This is a genomic window from Pseudomonas citronellolis, from assembly GCF_900112375.1.
Classification (GTDB): domain Bacteria; phylum Pseudomonadota; class Gammaproteobacteria; order Pseudomonadales; family Pseudomonadaceae; genus Pseudomonas; species Pseudomonas citronellolis.
This window is the reverse complement of the sequence record NZ_FOLS01000014.1, coordinates 85,221-99,040: the sequence shown is the minus strand read 5'-3', so window position 1 is coordinate 99,040 and position 13,820 is coordinate 85,221. Positions and strand designations below refer to the sequence as shown.

Below are 13,820 nucleotides of genomic sequence, written 5' to 3'. Positions count from 1 at the left end.
CCTGTCGATACGGGATGCGCAACATGGGTGAATTGCTTCCACTGCTGATGGAGGGCGCCTGGGTCACCGTCCAGGTCACCTTCTTCGGCTCGCTGCTGGCGGTGGCGCTGGCCATCGTCGCCGCCCTCGGCCGCCTGGCGCCGTGGCCGGCGGTGCGCTGGCTGGCCATCGGCTACATCGAGCTGTTCCGCGGCACCTCGCTGCTGGTGCAGCTGTTCTGGCTGTTCTTCGTACTGCCGCTGCCGCCGTTCAACCTGGAACTGGGCGCCTACACGGTGGCCATCCTCGGCCTGGGCCTGCACATCGGCGCCTATGGCGCGGAGGTGATGCGCGGGGCCATCGGCTCGGTGCCCAAGGGCCAGTACGAGGCCGCGCTGGCGCTGAACATGACGCCGTTCACGCGCTTCCGCCGGATCATCCTGCCGCAGGCGCTGCTGTGCGCCATACCGCCGGGCACCAACCTGCTGATCGAGCTGCTGAAGAACACCTCGCTGGTGTCGCTGATCACCCTCTCGGACCTGACCTTCCGCGCCCGCCAGCTGGACCAGGCGACCTTCGAGACGCTGAAGATCTTCACCCTGACCCTGGTGCTGTACTTCGCCATGGCCCAGGCCATCGTCTTCCTCATGCGCCGCCTGGAACGCCGGCTGGGGCATGGGCGCATCCGGGGAGGCCTGTGATGAAGTTGTTCGACTGGCAATTCGCCTGGCAGATCCTGCCGCAGCTGCTGCACGCCTCGCTCAAGACCATCGGCATCACCCTGGTCGGCTTCGCCCTGGCGGTGGTCTTCGGCCTGCTCTTCGCCCTGGCCCGGCGCAGCCGGCACTTCTGGCTGTCGTGGCCGGCGGCCTGGCTGATCGAGTTCATCCGCAGCACGCCGCTGCTGATCCAGGTGTACTTCCTGTTCTACGTGCTGCCCAGCTACGGGCTGAACATGACCTCGCTGGTGGCCGGCACCCTGGGCATCGCCCTGCACTACGCCTGCTACACCGCCGAGGTCTACCGCGCCGGCCTGGAATCGGTGCCGCGCGGGCAGTGGGAGGCGGTCACGGCGCTGAACTTCTCGCCGTGGCGGGCCTACCGCCAGGTGATCCTGCCCCAGGCCATCCGCCCGGTGCTGCCGGCCCTGGGCAACTACCTGATCGCCATGTTCAAGGACACCCCGGTGCTCTCGGCGATCACCGTGGTGGAAATCATGCAGCAGGCCAAGAACATCGGTTCCGACAGCTTCCGCTACCTGGAGCCGATCACCCTGGTCGGGGTGTTCTTCCTGCTCATCAGCATCAGCCTGGCCGGCGTGGTCCGCCAGGTGGAAAAACGCACGGCACTGCCATGAAAGCGCCCACCGGAGGAAACCCCATGACCGTCCTGTCCATGACCACCCGGCCGCTGGCCGACGAGGCCCCGCGGGCACAGACCGCCCAGCCGATGGTGCGCTTCCGCGACGTGTGCAAGAGCTACGGCAGCTTCAGCGTGCTGAACCACCTGAACCTGGAGGTGGGCGCCAACGAGAAGGTCGCCATCATCGGCCCCAGCGGCTCGGGCAAGTCGACCCTGCTGCGCGCCCTGATGACCCTGGAGAGCATCGACAGCGGGGCGATCGAGGTGGACGGCGACCCGCTCACCCACCAGCTGCGCAACGGCGAACCGGTGCGCGCCTCGGAAGCCCACGTGCGCCGCGTGCGCGGCAAGATCGGCATGGTGTTCCAGAGCTTCAACCTGTTCCCGCACATGAGCGCGCTGAAGAACGTGATGGAAGCGCCGGTGCAGGTGCTGGGCATGCGCCGCGACGAGGCCCGCGAGCGCGCCGTGGAGCTGCTGGAGATGGTCGGCCTGGGCAACAAGCTGGAGCACTACCCCTCGCAGCTCTCCGGCGGCCAGCAGCAACGCGTGGCCATCGCCCGCGCCCTGGCCATGCGGCCGAAGGTGATGCTGTTCGACGAGGTGACCTCGGCGCTGGACCCGGAGCTGTGCGGCGAGGTGCTCAACGTGGTGCGCCGGCTCGGCACCGAGCACAACCTGACCATGCTGATGGTCACCCACCAGATGGGCTTCGCCCGCGAATTCGCCGACCGGGTGTGCTTCTTCCACCAGGGCAGCATCCTGGAGCAGGGGACGCCGGAGCAGCTGTTCGGGCACCCGCAGCATGAGCGGACGCGGTGTTTCCTGAGCGCGGTGAACGAGGCGAGTTGAGGGGGATGGTTGTAGGAGCGAGCTTGCTCGCGAACAGTGTTCCGTCGGAGGGAGTTGGCAGGGTTCCAAAGAACGCCCTCTCCCTAACCCTCTCCCTGAAGGGAGAGGGGACCGTTGGGCAGAACTGGGGGTTCTGGAGTCAGCCGGCAGCGCCGTTGGTTTCCGGCTGAAACCATTCCCCCCCTCGGCACGGACAAGCCCCCTCTCCCTTCAGGGAGAGGGCTGGGGAGAGGGAGCGGAGTCAAGCCAAGGCACCGAAGCCGCCGGCAGGCACCGTTCGCGAGCAAGCTCGCTCCTACGAAAAGCCATACCCATCCACACCATAGGAGCGGACCTTGTCCGCGATAGCCGGCCGTCCCGGCGCGATTCGCGGATGAGATCCGCTCCTACGCTGCCCTACCCTGTAGGAGCGCGCCCTGCGCACGATTTCGCGGGCAAGGCCCGCGGTTTCAGAACCGATACTCCGCACTCAGCAACAGGTTGCGCGGCTCCCCGTAGTAGCCGCCGTAGAAGGTGGTATCCAGCGCGCTCAGGTACTTCTTGTCGAACAGGTTGTTGACGTTGAGCGTCGTCGACAGCTGCTCGCTGAGCTGGTAGCGCGCCATCAGGTCGACCACCGTGTACTGCTCCTGCTTGGCCTTGACCGTCTTGCCCAGGTCCCAGGGCGTGTCGCTGAAGTGGATGCCGCTCTGCCAGTTGGCGCCGCCGCCGACGGTCAGGCGGTTCCAGGCGCCGGGCAGGCGGTAGGTGGTCCACAGCTTGAACATCTCCGCCGGCGCCACCGTGTTGATGCGCTCGCCCTCGCCATCCTTGGTGACGCTGTGGCTGTAGCTGGCGGTGAGGTTCCAGCCCGGCGCCAGTTCGCCGCCGGCCTCCAGGTCGAAGCCCTTGGTCCTGGCGCCCTGCACGGCGCGGTAGGCAGGTTCGTCGACGGTGCCCGGGACAGTCTGGCCGGGGTCGGCCTCGGCCAGGTTGTCCTGCTTGATCTCGTAGTAGGCGATGCTGGTGTTCAGGCGGCCGTCGAAGAACTCGCTCTTCAGGCCCACTTCGTAGTTGTCGCCCTCGCGCGGGTCCAGCGGCCGGCCCGTGCGGTCGCGCTCGCTCTGCGGGCGGAAGATGCTGGTGTAGCTGAGGTACACCGAGTGCTGCTCGGTGAGGTCGTAGACCACGCCAGCGTAGGGCGTCACCTGGCCGCTCTCGCGCATGCGCGTGGTGCTGCTGAAGTCGGCGAAGGCGGGCACCACGTAGTCCAGCGAGTAGCTGTACTTGTAGTCGCTGGCGCGGGCGCCGAGGATCACCGAGAGGGCGTCGGTGGGGCGCAGGCGGGTGGCCAGGTAGACGCCCTGCTGGTAGATCAGGGTGTCGTTGTCCATCAGCGGGCCCTCGGACACCGGGCGCGGCGTGCGGTTGTCCCAGGTGTAGATGTTCACCTCGCGGCCTTCTAGGTCGTCGAGGTCGGGGTCGTTGTGGTCCTCGTACTTCGACCAGCTGTAGCCGAGCACCAGCTCGTGCTCGCGGCCCAGCAGCTGGAACGGCCCCTTGGCCATCAGGTCGACGCCGGTCTGCTTCTGCCAGCCGCTACCGTCGCCGCCGTACAGGCGCAGGCCGTCGCCGGTCACTTTGTCCGGATAGCCCCAGCTGGCCGAGGCCAGGGACAGCTCGCGGGTGCTGTAGAGCTGGTTGAGCGCGAGCTTCAGCGACCAGTCGCCGGCCAGGCGCTGTTCCAGGGTGTAGAAGGTGCTGAGGGTGTCCTGGTCGCGGTGGCTCCAGCGCGAGGCCGGGTTGAACGAGCGCGGGAAGTCGGTCTGGCTGCCGTCGCTGTAGAAGATCGGGAAGCTGCCGTAGGAGACGCCGCGCGGCGCGTACTTCTGGTAGTCGACGCCGAAGGTGAGCAGGGTGCTGTCGCTCAGGTCGGCTTCGAGGATGCCGTAGTAGACCTGCTTTTCCTGCTGGTAGTGGTCGACGTAGCTGTTGTTCTGCTGGTAGGCGACCACGCTGCGCCCGCGCAGGCGGCCGTTGTCGGTCAGCGGCCCGGAGACGTCCGCCTCGGTGCGGTACAGGTCCCAGGAGCCGAGGCCGGCGCTGACGTGGCCCTGGAATTCGGCGGTGGGTTTCTTGCGCACCAGGTTGACCGTGCCCGAGGGGTCGCCGGCGCCGGTCATCAGGCCGCTGGCGCCGCGCAGCACTTCCACCCGGTCGTAGACCGCCATGTCCGACAGGCTCTGCGGCGTGGCGGTGGTGCTGGGGATGAGGGTGGTGGGCACGCCGTCGTACTGGAAGCTGTCCACCGCGTAGCCGCGCGACCAGATGTTGAAGCGCTCGCTGTCGTAGTGCTGCACCGAGATGCCCGGCGTCTGCTCCAGCACGTCGGTGAGGCTGTGCAGGCCCTGGTCGTCGATGCGCTGGCGGGTCATCACGCTGACCGATTGCGGCGTCTCGCGCAGCGACAGGCCGAGGCCGGTGGCGGTGCTGCTGGCGGCTGTGGTGTAGGAGCGGGTGGCTTCGCTGGGCGCGTCCGGCGCCAGCCCCGAGACCACGGTGTCGTCCATCTTCAGCGCCGCATCGGGCCGCGGCACCAAGGTGTAGCTGCCGTCGACCTGGCGTTCGGCCTGCAACCCGGTGCCTTCGAGCAGGCGGCCCAGGGCGGTTTCCACCGGGTAGGCGCCCTGCAGCCCCGGGCTGTGCTTGCCGGCGGTGAGGTTGGCGTCCACCGAGAGCAGCACCCCGGCCTGGCTGGCGAAGCGGTTCAGGGCCTGGTCCAGGCCGCCGGCGGGAATGGCGTACTGCTGCTGCGCCTCGGCCGCCCAGGCCGGCGGGCAGAGCAGCGGGGTGACGGCCAGCGCGGCGGCGAAGGTGCCGGGGCGCAGGGCGGCGGCCAGGAGGGCGAGGGGCATTCTGGGCATTGCGGGAGGTTCCTCTTGTGCGGGAGCTGCAGGGGGTTCAAGAGGTATCCCGGACGAGCCGGCGAAACCGACAAGCGCCGCAGAAGTTTTTTCGACAGACCGTTGGCGGGCGTATCAGGCGCGGCGTTCCACCGTCACCCAGTAGCGCGTGAGGTAGCTCACCCGCACCGGCAGGCTGCGCTCCAGGGCATCGAGCACGCGGCGGGTGTCGGCCAGCGGGAACACGCCGGTGAGCAGCAGCCCGGCGGCATCGTCGGAGCAACGCAGCAGGCCGGGGCGGTGGCGCCCCAGTTCGGCGAGGAACTGCCCCAGCGGCTGCCGTTCGGCGATCAAGCGGCCTTCGCTCCAGGCGCTGGCGTTGCTGTCTGCGGCCTGCAGCGCGCCGACGCCCTCGGCGCTGAACCACAGGCGCTGGCCGGCTTCCAGGCGCGCGGCAGGGGCATGCCGCGGCAGGATTTCCAGCTGCCCCTGGTAGAGGTCGACGCGGCTGCCGCCGTCCAGCTCGCGCACGGCGAAGCGCGCGCCATGGGTGCGGATGTCGCCGGCGGCGGTCTCGACCACCAGCGGCCGCGCTTCCCGCACGGCCTGGCAGAGGATTTCCCCGGCCAGCAGGCAGATGCGCCTTTGGCTGGCGTCGAAGCGGATGTCCACGGCGCTGTCGCTGTTCAGGTCCAGCTGGCTGCCGTCGGCCAAGCGCAGGTGGCGCCGCTCGCCCTTGGCGGTGCGCTGGTCGGCGAAGGTCTCGCGCCAGGGCAGGTCGCCGGCCAGGTAGGCGCTGCCGCCGGCGGCCAGCAGCAGGCCGAGCGTCTTCAGCAGGTCGCGGCGGCGGCGGTCCGGCAGTTCGCCCAGCACCTGGCGGGCGGTGGCGGCGGGGACGCTGGCCAGGGTGCCCTGCAGCTGTTGCAGGCGCTGCCAGGCGCGGCGGTGCTCGGGGTCGGCGGCATGCCAGGCGGCGAAGGCCTCGCGCTGGCCGGCATCCAGCTCACCGCCCCAGTGCAGCATCAGCCACTCGCTGGCGCGCTCGACCACGGCCGGGGCCACCGGCGCGTCGGGCCGCCTCATTCGTAGAGCACCTGGTAGCAGGCCTGGATGGCGCGGATCATATACTTCTGCACCGAGCTGAGGCTCACCCCCAGGCGCTCGGCGATCTGCGCGTAGCCCAGCCCCTCGAACTGCGACATGAGGAAGGCCGCGCACACCTTGGCGGGCATGCGTTCGAGCATGGCCTCGATGCGCAGCAGGGTTTCGACGATGATCGCGCGGGTTTCCAGCGACGGGGTTTCCGGCTCGGGCAGCTGGGCGATGCTGTCCAGGTAGGCCTGTTCGATGCGCTGCCGGCGCCACTGGTCGACCACCAGGTTGCGGGCGATCTGCACCAGGTAGCCGCGGCCTTCCTCGCGGGCCGGGTAGCGGCCGGAGACCAGCAGGCGCAGGAAGGTGTCATGGGCGATGTCGGCGGCGCGCTCGCGGTCGCCCAGGCGCCGCCGCAACCAGCCGTGCAGCCAGCCGTGGTGGTCGAGGTAGAGCTGCTGCAGGGTTTCCTTCGCACCAGTTGCCGCCGACATGGGCTGCCCATCCGCTCAATTGATAAGAATTATCATTCACGTCGTGGCGGCGGAATATACGGCCCAGCCAGGGCCGGCGGCAAGCGCGGGCGCGGCGAACTTCAGTCGGAGTCGACGAAACGCAGGCCGGCGCCCTCAGCGTCGGTGCGCATGACTTCCATCTCCAGCACCGGCGCTTCCATGGGCAGGTCCTGCACCTGGCCGTGCACGCGGGTGCCGGGAGCAAGCTCGGCCAGCGCCGCGTGACGCACGTAGACGCCGCCGTCGGAGAGGTCACGGGTGTGGCCGATGACCTCGCCGAAGCTGGGGTGGACGATCTTGATCCTGCACTTCATCGGGGTACGCGGGTACTGCCTCTGATTCGCCATGCTCGGCATCCGTCCGGAATGTCAGCGGCATAGTCGGCCCGATCCGCCGCCGCCGGTCAAGCGGCCAGTTGCCCCAGCAGCCAGAGGTTGGCGCCGCTGATGACCACGAACAGCAGCCAGGCCAGCGCGCGGGTCGGCCAGCGGTTGGCGAATTCGCCCATCAGCGCGCGGTCGCTGGTGAAGCGGATCAGCGGCCAGAGCGCGAAGGGCAGCTGCAGGCTGAGCACCACCTGGCTGAACACCAGCAGCTTGCCCACCGCCCTGTCGCCCATCAGCATCACCCCCAGCAGCGCCGGGATCAGCGCCAGGGCGCGGGTGATCAGGCGGCGTTGCCAGCAGGGGATCTTCATCTGCAGGAAGCCTTCCATGATCACCTGGCCGGCGATGGTGCCGGTGAAGGTGGAACTCTGCCCGGAGGCGAGCAGGGCGACGCCGAAGAGGATCGCGGCCAGGCCGGCGCCGACCAGGGGTTCGAGCAGGCGGTAGGCGTCCTGGATTTCGGTGACGTCGGCGTGCCCGGTCTCGTGGAAGGCCGCGGCGGCGAGGATCAGGATGGCGGCGTTGATCAGCAGCGCCAGGCTCAGCGAAACCACGGTGTCCAGCCGCGCCAGGCGGATCGCCGAGGCCTTGCCCTGGCTGCCGGCCACCGCGCGGGTCTGCACGATGGAGGAGTGCAGGTAGAGGTTGTGCGGCATCACGGTGGCGCCGAGGATGCCGATGGCCAGGTACAGCGGCTCGCGCTGGCTGAGGGTGTCCAGGCTGGGCACGAAGCCGGCGGCGACGTCCGGCCAGTACGGCTTGATCAGCACCAGCTCGACCACGTAGCAGGCGCTGATGGTGATGATCAGCCCCAGCATGATCGCCTCCAGGTGACGGAAGCGCTGGCCCTTGAGGCCGAGGACGATCAGGGTGTCGAGGGCGGTGAGGAGGATGCCGCCGGTGAGGTTCACGCCCAGCAGCAGGTGGAAGGCCAGGGCGCAACCGAGCACCTCGGCCAGGTCCGTGGCGACGATCGACAGCTCCGCCAGCAGCCACTGGACCTTGGCCATGGCCGGGCTGTAGCGCTGCCGCGAGAGCTGCGCCAGGTCCTGGCCGGTGACGATGCCCAGGCGCATGGCCAGGCACTGCAGGACCATGCCGGCGAGGCTGGACAGCAGCACCACGTAGAGCAGCTGGTAGCCGAAGCCGGAACCGGCCTCGATGGCCGTGGCCCAGTTGCCCGGGTCCATGTAGCCGATGGAGACCAGCAGGCCGGGCCCGGCGAACTGCAGGATGCGCTTCCACAGCGGCGCGCTGGGCGAAACGACGACGCTGCCCCTGACCTCGGAAGGGCAGAAGGGCGCGGTGGCGGTAGTCGGCAATCCCCACATGTCAGTTCAATACCACCTGGCTTCGCCTTCCGGGCGCTTCTTGAAGCGCTTCATGGTCCACATGTACTGGCTCGGGTAGTCGCGCACGTAGCGGGCCAGCTCGCGGCTCAGGGCGGCGACCGAGACTTCCATGTCCTTGTCGTACATGTCCGCCGGCGCGGCTTCGAGGATCACCTTGTAGCCGCTGCCGTCGGGCAGGCGCACCGCGTGGAAGAACACCCCGCGCGCCTTGCCGCGCGACAGCAGCGAGGGTACGAACTTGCTGGTCAGCGCGGTGGTGCCCAGGTAGGGCACGAACAGCCCCGAGCCCAGGTCCGGCTCCGGGTCGCAGGGAATGCCGACGCAGCCGCCGCGCCGCACTTCCTTGATCACGCTGATGATGCCTTCGGGGGTCGACGGCGCCACGCGGTTGCCCAGCTGCACGCGCTGCTTCTTCAGCAGATCGTCCACCGCCTTCAACTTCGGCGGGCGGTAGAAGATGATCGGCTTGGCGTAGGAGCAGTAGAAGTGGTTGAGCACTTCCCAGTTGCCCAGGTGGCTGGTGATGCCCACCAGGCCGTCGCCGGAGGCCAGGGCCTCTTCCAGCACCTCCATGCCCTCGACCTCGCGGATGTACTGCAGCGACTTCTGCGGCGGCCAGATCCAGGCGCAGGCGCTCTCGGTGAGGGTCCTGCCGATGTCCATCAGGCTCTGGCCCAGCAGCTTGTCCAGCTCCGCGGCGGACAGCTCGGGGAAGCAATGCGAGATGTTGATGCGCGCCACCTCGCGGGAGCGGTTGGGCAGCTTCCACATCAGCCAGCCGATGGCGGCCCCCAGCCCCTGCACCGCCCGCCAGGGCAGCATGGCGAACAGGCGCAGCCCACCCACCACCAAGGCACCTTTGAATTTCTCCACGGAATGCTCCTTCAGCCGAATGCGCACATTCTAACCAGCGGGCATGGGCGAAGGCGAAAGGCGACTGTCGATCAGGGCGATAGAGCAGCCCTTCGCACTGCTCTTCTCTTCGTAGGAGCGAGCTTGCTCGCGAACGAATGCCGCAGCGGGGCCATTCGCGAGCAAGCTCGCTCCTACGAGAAGCAGGGCGTCAGGACAGCTCGGCGTAACGGTCGCAATCGGTGGTGTGGTCCATCACCATCCCCGTGGCCTGCATGAAGGCGTAGCAGATGGTCGGCCCGACGAAGGTGAAGCCGGCCTTCTTCAGGGCCTTGCTCATGGCCTCGGCCTCGGGCGTCACCGCCGGGACGTCGCCACGGCCGCTGAAGTGGTTGACCTTCGGCTGGCCACCGACGAAGGACCAGAGGAATTCCACCGGCTCGGGCAGTTCCAGCCAGGCCCGGGCGTTCTGCCGCGCGGCCTTGAGCTTGGCCAGGTTGCGGATGATGCCCGCATCCTGCATGCGCTGCTCGATCTCCTCGTCGCTCATGCGCGCCAGGCGCTTGGGGTCGAAACCGAACAGCACCTCGCGGTAACGCTCGCGCTTGCGCAGCACGGTGATCCACGACAGCCCGGCCTGGGCGCCTTCGAGCACCAGCAGTTCGAACAGCGCCTGCGGGTCTCTCTGCGGCACGCCCCACTCGGTGTCGTGGTAGGCGATGTACAGCGGGTCGTCGTTGCACCAGAAGCAGCGGGGCATGGCGGTCGTCCTGACGGGGCGGAAGAAAGTCCCACTATAGCCGGAACACTGTATGAAGATACAGTCCAGTACCTGCTTCCCGCCGTTTGCGAATTCATCCGAAAACGTGCGTGCACCCCAAGCGGTACGCGGCTTCGGGTATACTGCGGGGTTTTCGTCGCATACCCAGCACAGGTGAAATTCGTGAGCCAGACTACGCCCGCCGTGCGCACCTTCCAGGACCTGATCCTCGCCCTGCAACAGTACTGGGCCGACCAGGGCTGCGTGGTGCTGCAGCCCTACGACATGGAAGTTGGCGCCGGCACCTTCCATACCGCCACCTTCCTGCGCGCCATCGGCCCGGAGACCTGGAACGCCGCCTACGTGCAGCCCAGCCGCCGCCCCACCGACGGCCGCTACGGCGAGAACCCGAACCGCCTGCAGCACTACTACCAGTTCCAAGTGGTGCTCAAGCCCAACCCGGAGAACTTCCAGGAGCTCTACCTGGGCTCGCTGAAGGCCATCGGCATCGACCCGCTGGTGCACGACATCCGCTTCGTCGAGGACAACTGGGAATCGCCGACCCTCGGCGCCTGGGGCCTGGGCTGGGAAATCTGGCTGAACGGCATGGAAGTCACCCAGTTCACATACTTCCAGCAGGTCGGCGGCATCGAGTGCTACCCGGTCACCGGCGAGATCACCTACGGCCTGGAACGCCTGGCCATGTACATCCAGGGCGTCGACTCGGTGTACGACCTGGTGTGGGCCGACGGCCCGTTCGGCAAGGTCACCTATGGCGACGTGTTCCACCAGAACGAGGTGGAGCAGTCGACCTACAACTTCGAGCACGCCAACGTCGAGAAGCTCTTCGAGCTGTTCGACTTCTACGAAAGCGAAGCCAACCGCCTGATCGAGCTGCAGCTGCCGCTGCCGACCTACGAGATGGTCCTCAAGGCCTCGCACACCTTCAACCTGCTGGACGCGCGCCGCGCCATCTCGGTGACCGAGCGCCAGCGCTACATTCTGCGCGTGCGCACCCTGGCCCGCGCCGTGGCACAGAGCTACCTGCAGGCGCGCGCGCGCCTCGGCTTCCCGATGGCCACCCCCGAACTGCGTGACGAAGTACTGGCCAAGCTGAAGGAGGCCGAATAATGAGCGCGAAGGATTTCCTCGTCGAACTGGGCACCGAAGAGCTGCCCCCCAAGGCCCTGAAGAGCCTCGGTGAAGCCTTCCTGGCCGGCATCGAGAAGGGCCTGAAGGCCGCCGGCCTGACCTACTCGGCCGCCCGTTGCTATGCCGCGCCGCGCCGCCTGGCCGTGCAGATCGACCAGCTCGCCGTGCAGCAGCCCGACCGCACCGTGAACCTCGACGGCCCGCCGCTGCAGGCCGCCTTCGACGCCAGCGGCAACCCGACCCAAGCCGCCCTGGGCTTCGCCAAGAAGTGCGGCGTGGACCTGGCGCAGGTCGACAAGAGCGGGCCCAAGCTGAAGTTCAGCCAGAGCATCCCCGGCCAGCCGGCCGTGGGGCTGCTGCCGGGCATCGTCGAGGCCTCGCTGAACGAGCTGCCGATTCCCAAGCGCATGCGCTGGGCCGCCCGCCGCGAAGAATTCGTGCGTCCGACTCAGTGGCTGGTGATGCTGTTCGGCGACGAGGTGGTGGAGTGCGAGATCCTGACCAAGAAAGCCGGCCGTGAATCCCGCGGCCACCGCTTCCACAACCCGGACAACGTGCTGATCTCCAGCCCCGCCAACTACCTGGAAGACCTGCGCAGCGCCCACGTGCTGGCCGACTTCGCCGAGCGCCGCGAGATCATCGCCAAGCGCGTCGCCGAACTGGCCGCCGAGCAGAACGGCAGCGCCATCGTGCCGCCGGCCCTGCTGGACGAAGTGACCGCCCTGGTCGAATGGCCGGTGCCGCTGGTGTGCTCCTTCGAGGAGCGCTTCCTCGCCGTGCCCCAGGAAGCGCTGATCACCACCATGCAGGACAACCAGAAGTACTTCTGCCTGCTGGACGCCAACGGCAAGCTGCTGCCACGCTTCATCACCGTGGCCAACGTGCAGAGCAAGGCGCCCGAGCACATCGTCTCGGGCAACGAGAAGGTCGTGCGCCCGCGCCTGACCGACGCCGAGTTCTTCTTCAAGCAGGACCAGAAGCAGCCGCTGGAGCGCTTCAACGAGCGCCTGAAGAACGTGGTGTTCCAGGCCCAGCTCGGCACCGTGTTCGAGAAGGCCGAGCGGGTTTCCGCCCTGGCCGCCTTCATCGCAGAGCGCATTGGCGGTGACGCGAAGAACGCCGCCCGCGCCGGCATCCTCTCCAAGTGCGACCTGGCTACCGAGATGGTCGGCGAGTTCCCGGAGATGCAGGGCATCGCCGGCTACTACTACGCAACCGCGGGCGGTGAGGCCAACGACGTCGCCCTGGCGCTGAACGAGCAGTACATGCCGCGCGGCGCCGGCGCCGAGCTGCCGGGCACCCTGACCGGTGCGGCGGTGGCGGTGGCCGACAAGCTCGACACCCTGGTCGGCATCTTCGGCATCGGCATGCTGCCCACCGGCAGCAAGGACCCGTACGCCCTGCGCCGCGCCGCCCTGGGCGTGCTGCGCATCCTCATCGAGAAGCAGCTGGACCTCGACCTGGGCGAGACCATCGCCTTCGCCGTCGGCCAGTACGGCGACAAGGTCAAGGCCGAGGGCCTGGCCGCCCAGGTCCAGGACTTCATCTTCGACCGCCTGCGCGCGCGCTACGAGGACGAAGGCGTGGACGTCGCCGTGTACCAGGCCGTGCGTGCCCTGACGCCGACCGCGCCGCTGGACTTCGACCAGCGCGTGCAGGCCGTGCAGGCCTTCCGCCAACTGCCCGAAGCCGAGGCCCTGGCCGCCGCCAACAAGCGCGTGTCCAACATCCTCGCCAAGGCCGAAGGGGAGGTGCCGCAGAGCGTGAATGCCGGCCTGCTCAACGAGGCCGCCGAGAAGGCCCTGGGCAGCGCCGTGGCGGCCGCCGAAGGCGAAGTGGCGCCGCTGGCCCGGGCGCGCGACTACCGCACCGCCCTGGCCCGCCTGGCGGCCCTGCGCGCACCGGTGGACGCCTTCTTCGAGGAAGTCCTGGTCAACGCCGACGACAGCGCCGTGCGCGCCAACCGCTACGCCCTGCTGGCGAAGCTGCGTGGGCTGTTCCTCGGCGTCGCCGATATCTCTCTGCTTGGCTGAAGCCAGTCGAAAGCCGCAAGCCCCAAGCTGCAAGCACGCAGTCTTGTGGCTTGCGGCCTGGAGCTTGCCGCTATGAAGTTATTGATCGTCGACCGCGACGGCGTCATCAACCTGGACTCCGACGCGTACATCAAATCCCTCGACGAGTGGATTCCCATTCCCAGCGCCATCGCCGCCATCGCCCGCCTGAGCAAGGCCGGCTGGACGGTCGCGGTGGCCACCAACCAGTCCGGCATCGCCCGCGGCTACTACGACCTGGCGACACTGGAAAGCATGCACGCGCGGCTGCGCGAGCTGGTGGCGGAGCAGGGCGGCGAACTGGGCCTGATCGTCCATTGCCCCCACGGACCCGACGAAGGCTGCGAGTGCCGCAAGCCGAAGCCGGGTATGCTCAGGCAGATCGCCGCGCACTACGACGTTCCGCTCAAGGGCGTATGGTTCGTCGGCGACACCCGGGGTGACCTGGACGCCGCCCTGGCCGTCGACTGTCAGCCCGTGCTGGTGAAAACCGGCAAGGGCGAACGTACCCTGGCCAAACCGCTGCCCGAAGGCACGCTGGTCTTCGACGACCTGGCCGCCGTCGCCTCCCACCTCTTGCCCTAA

13 protein-coding genes are annotated in these 13,820 nt (G+C 68.3%); 6 read left to right on the top strand and 7 right to left on the bottom strand.

Translation table 11 applies throughout. The annotated features are described in order from the left end of the window. Positions 1-23: 23 nt before the first annotated feature. The 3 genes from ehuC to ehuA are packed head-to-tail and all read left to right on the top strand — an operon-like array spanning position 24 to position 2,193. Positions 24-680, top strand: coding sequence for an ectoine/hydroxyectoine ABC transporter permease subunit EhuC (gene ehuC / locus BM060_RS15060; protein ID WP_058071081.1), 657 nt, complete (start codon positions 24-26; stop codon positions 678-680). Beyond that, positions 680-1,336, top strand: a complete 657-nt coding sequence (gene ehuD, locus BM060_RS15055; protein ID WP_009614464.1) for an ectoine/hydroxyectoine ABC transporter permease subunit EhuD — start codon at positions 680-682, stop codon at positions 1,334-1,336. The genes ehuC and ehuD overlap by 1 nt, the downstream gene beginning before the upstream one ends. 23 nt (positions 1,337-1,359) lie before the next feature. Further along, positions 1,360-2,193: an ectoine/hydroxyectoine ABC transporter ATP-binding protein EhuA gene (ehuA, locus tag BM060_RS15050; protein ID WP_074980777.1), complete on the top strand. Its 834-nt coding sequence runs from the start codon at positions 1,360-1,362 to the stop codon at positions 2,191-2,193. A 449-nt stretch (positions 2,194-2,642) separates the two neighbouring features. On the opposite strand, the gene BM060_RS15045 is transcribed toward ehuA, so the two are convergent. From BM060_RS15045 to BM060_RS15015, 7 genes are all read right to left on the bottom strand, one after another. After that, positions 2,643-5,096 carry a TonB-dependent siderophore receptor gene (locus tag BM060_RS15045; RefSeq protein ID WP_074980776.1) on the bottom strand — a complete coding sequence of 818 codons (2,454 nt, stop codon included), beginning with the start codon at positions 5,094-5,096 and terminating at the stop codon, positions 2,643-2,645. Between the two features lie 114 nt (positions 5,097-5,210). Continuing rightward, positions 5,211-6,158, bottom strand: a complete 948-nt coding sequence (locus tag BM060_RS15040; protein WP_074980775.1) for a FecR domain-containing protein — start codon at positions 6,156-6,158, stop codon at positions 5,211-5,213. Next, positions 6,155-6,661, bottom strand: coding sequence for a sigma-70 family RNA polymerase sigma factor (locus BM060_RS15035; RefSeq protein ID WP_074980774.1), 507 nt, complete (start codon positions 6,659-6,661; stop codon positions 6,155-6,157). The genes BM060_RS15040 and BM060_RS15035 overlap by 4 nt, the downstream gene beginning before the upstream one ends. Before the next feature lie 101 nt (positions 6,662-6,762). After that, positions 6,763-7,029, bottom strand: a complete 267-nt coding sequence (locus BM060_RS15030; RefSeq protein WP_074980773.1) for a PilZ domain-containing protein — start codon at positions 7,027-7,029, stop codon at positions 6,763-6,765. A 56-nt stretch (positions 7,030-7,085) separates the two neighbouring features. Further along, complete coding sequence (locus BM060_RS15025) at positions 7,086-8,399, bottom strand: Nramp family divalent metal transporter (RefSeq protein ID WP_074980772.1); 1,314 nt, start codon at positions 8,397-8,399, stop codon at positions 7,086-7,088. A 6-nt stretch (positions 8,400-8,405) separates the two neighbouring features. Further along, the gene (locus tag BM060_RS15020) at positions 8,406-9,293 is read right to left on the bottom strand and encodes a lysophospholipid acyltransferase (RefSeq protein ID WP_043313922.1); all 888 of its coding nucleotides are present in this window, start codon (positions 9,291-9,293) and stop codon (positions 8,406-8,408) included. Between the two features lie 190 nt (positions 9,294-9,483). Next, positions 9,484-10,032 (bottom strand): DNA-3-methyladenine glycosylase I, encoded by a 549-nt coding sequence (locus BM060_RS15015; RefSeq protein ID WP_074980771.1) that lies wholly within the window; start codon positions 10,030-10,032, stop codon positions 9,484-9,486. A gap of 183 nt (positions 10,033-10,215) precedes the next feature. On the opposite strand from BM060_RS15015, the gene glyQ reads away from it, so the two are divergent. The 3 genes from glyQ to gmhB all read left to right on the top strand — a co-directional run bounded on the left by glyQ (position 10,216) and on the right by gmhB (position 13,820). Beyond that, positions 10,216-11,163 (top strand): glycine--tRNA ligase subunit alpha, encoded by a 948-nt coding sequence (gene glyQ / locus BM060_RS15010; RefSeq protein WP_074980770.1) that lies wholly within the window; start codon positions 10,216-10,218, stop codon positions 11,161-11,163. Next, positions 11,163-13,217: a glycine--tRNA ligase subunit beta gene (gene glyS, locus BM060_RS15005; protein WP_074980769.1), complete on the top strand. Its 2,055-nt coding sequence runs from the start codon at positions 11,163-11,165 to the stop codon at positions 13,215-13,217. Before glyQ ends, glyS begins: the two co-directional genes overlap by 1 nt. Positions 13,218-13,289: 72 nt before the next feature. Beyond that, positions 13,290-13,820 (top strand): D-glycero-beta-D-manno-heptose 1,7-bisphosphate 7-phosphatase, encoded by a 531-nt coding sequence (gene gmhB, locus BM060_RS15000; protein WP_074980768.1) that lies wholly within the window; start codon positions 13,290-13,292, stop codon positions 13,818-13,820.

Coding starts and splice junctions, on each gene's coding strand:
- ehuC (WP_058071081.1), top strand. CDS start 24: ATGGGTGAATTGCTTCCACTGCTGATGGAGGGCGCCTGGGTCACCGTC.
- ehuD (WP_009614464.1), top strand. CDS start 680: ATGAAGTTGTTCGACTGGCAATTCGCCTGGCAGATCCTGCCGCAGCTG.
- ehuA (WP_074980777.1), top strand. CDS start 1,360: ATGACCGTCCTGTCCATGACCACCCGGCCGCTGGCCGACGAGGCCCCG.
- BM060_RS15045 (WP_074980776.1), bottom strand. CDS start 5,096: ATGCCCAGAATGCCCCTCGCCCTCCTGGCCGCCGCCCTGCGCCCCGGC.
- BM060_RS15040 (WP_074980775.1), bottom strand. CDS start 6,158: ATGAGGCGGCCCGACGCGCCGGTGGCCCCGGCCGTGGTCGAGCGCGCC.
- BM060_RS15035 (WP_074980774.1), bottom strand. CDS start 6,661: ATGTCGGCGGCAACTGGTGCGAAGGAAACCCTGCAGCAGCTCTACCTC.
- BM060_RS15030 (WP_074980773.1), bottom strand. CDS start 7,029: ATGGCGAATCAGAGGCAGTACCCGCGTACCCCGATGAAGTGCAGGATC.
- BM060_RS15025 (WP_074980772.1), bottom strand. CDS start 8,399: ATGTGGGGATTGCCGACTACCGCCACCGCGCCCTTCTGCCCTTCCGAG.
- BM060_RS15015 (WP_074980771.1), bottom strand. CDS start 10,032: ATGCCCCGCTGCTTCTGGTGCAACGACGACCCGCTGTACATCGCCTAC.
- glyS (WP_074980769.1), top strand. CDS start 11,163: ATGAGCGCGAAGGATTTCCTCGTCGAACTGGGCACCGAAGAGCTGCCC.
- gmhB (WP_074980768.1), top strand. CDS start 13,290: ATGAAGTTATTGATCGTCGACCGCGACGGCGTCATCAACCTGGACTCC.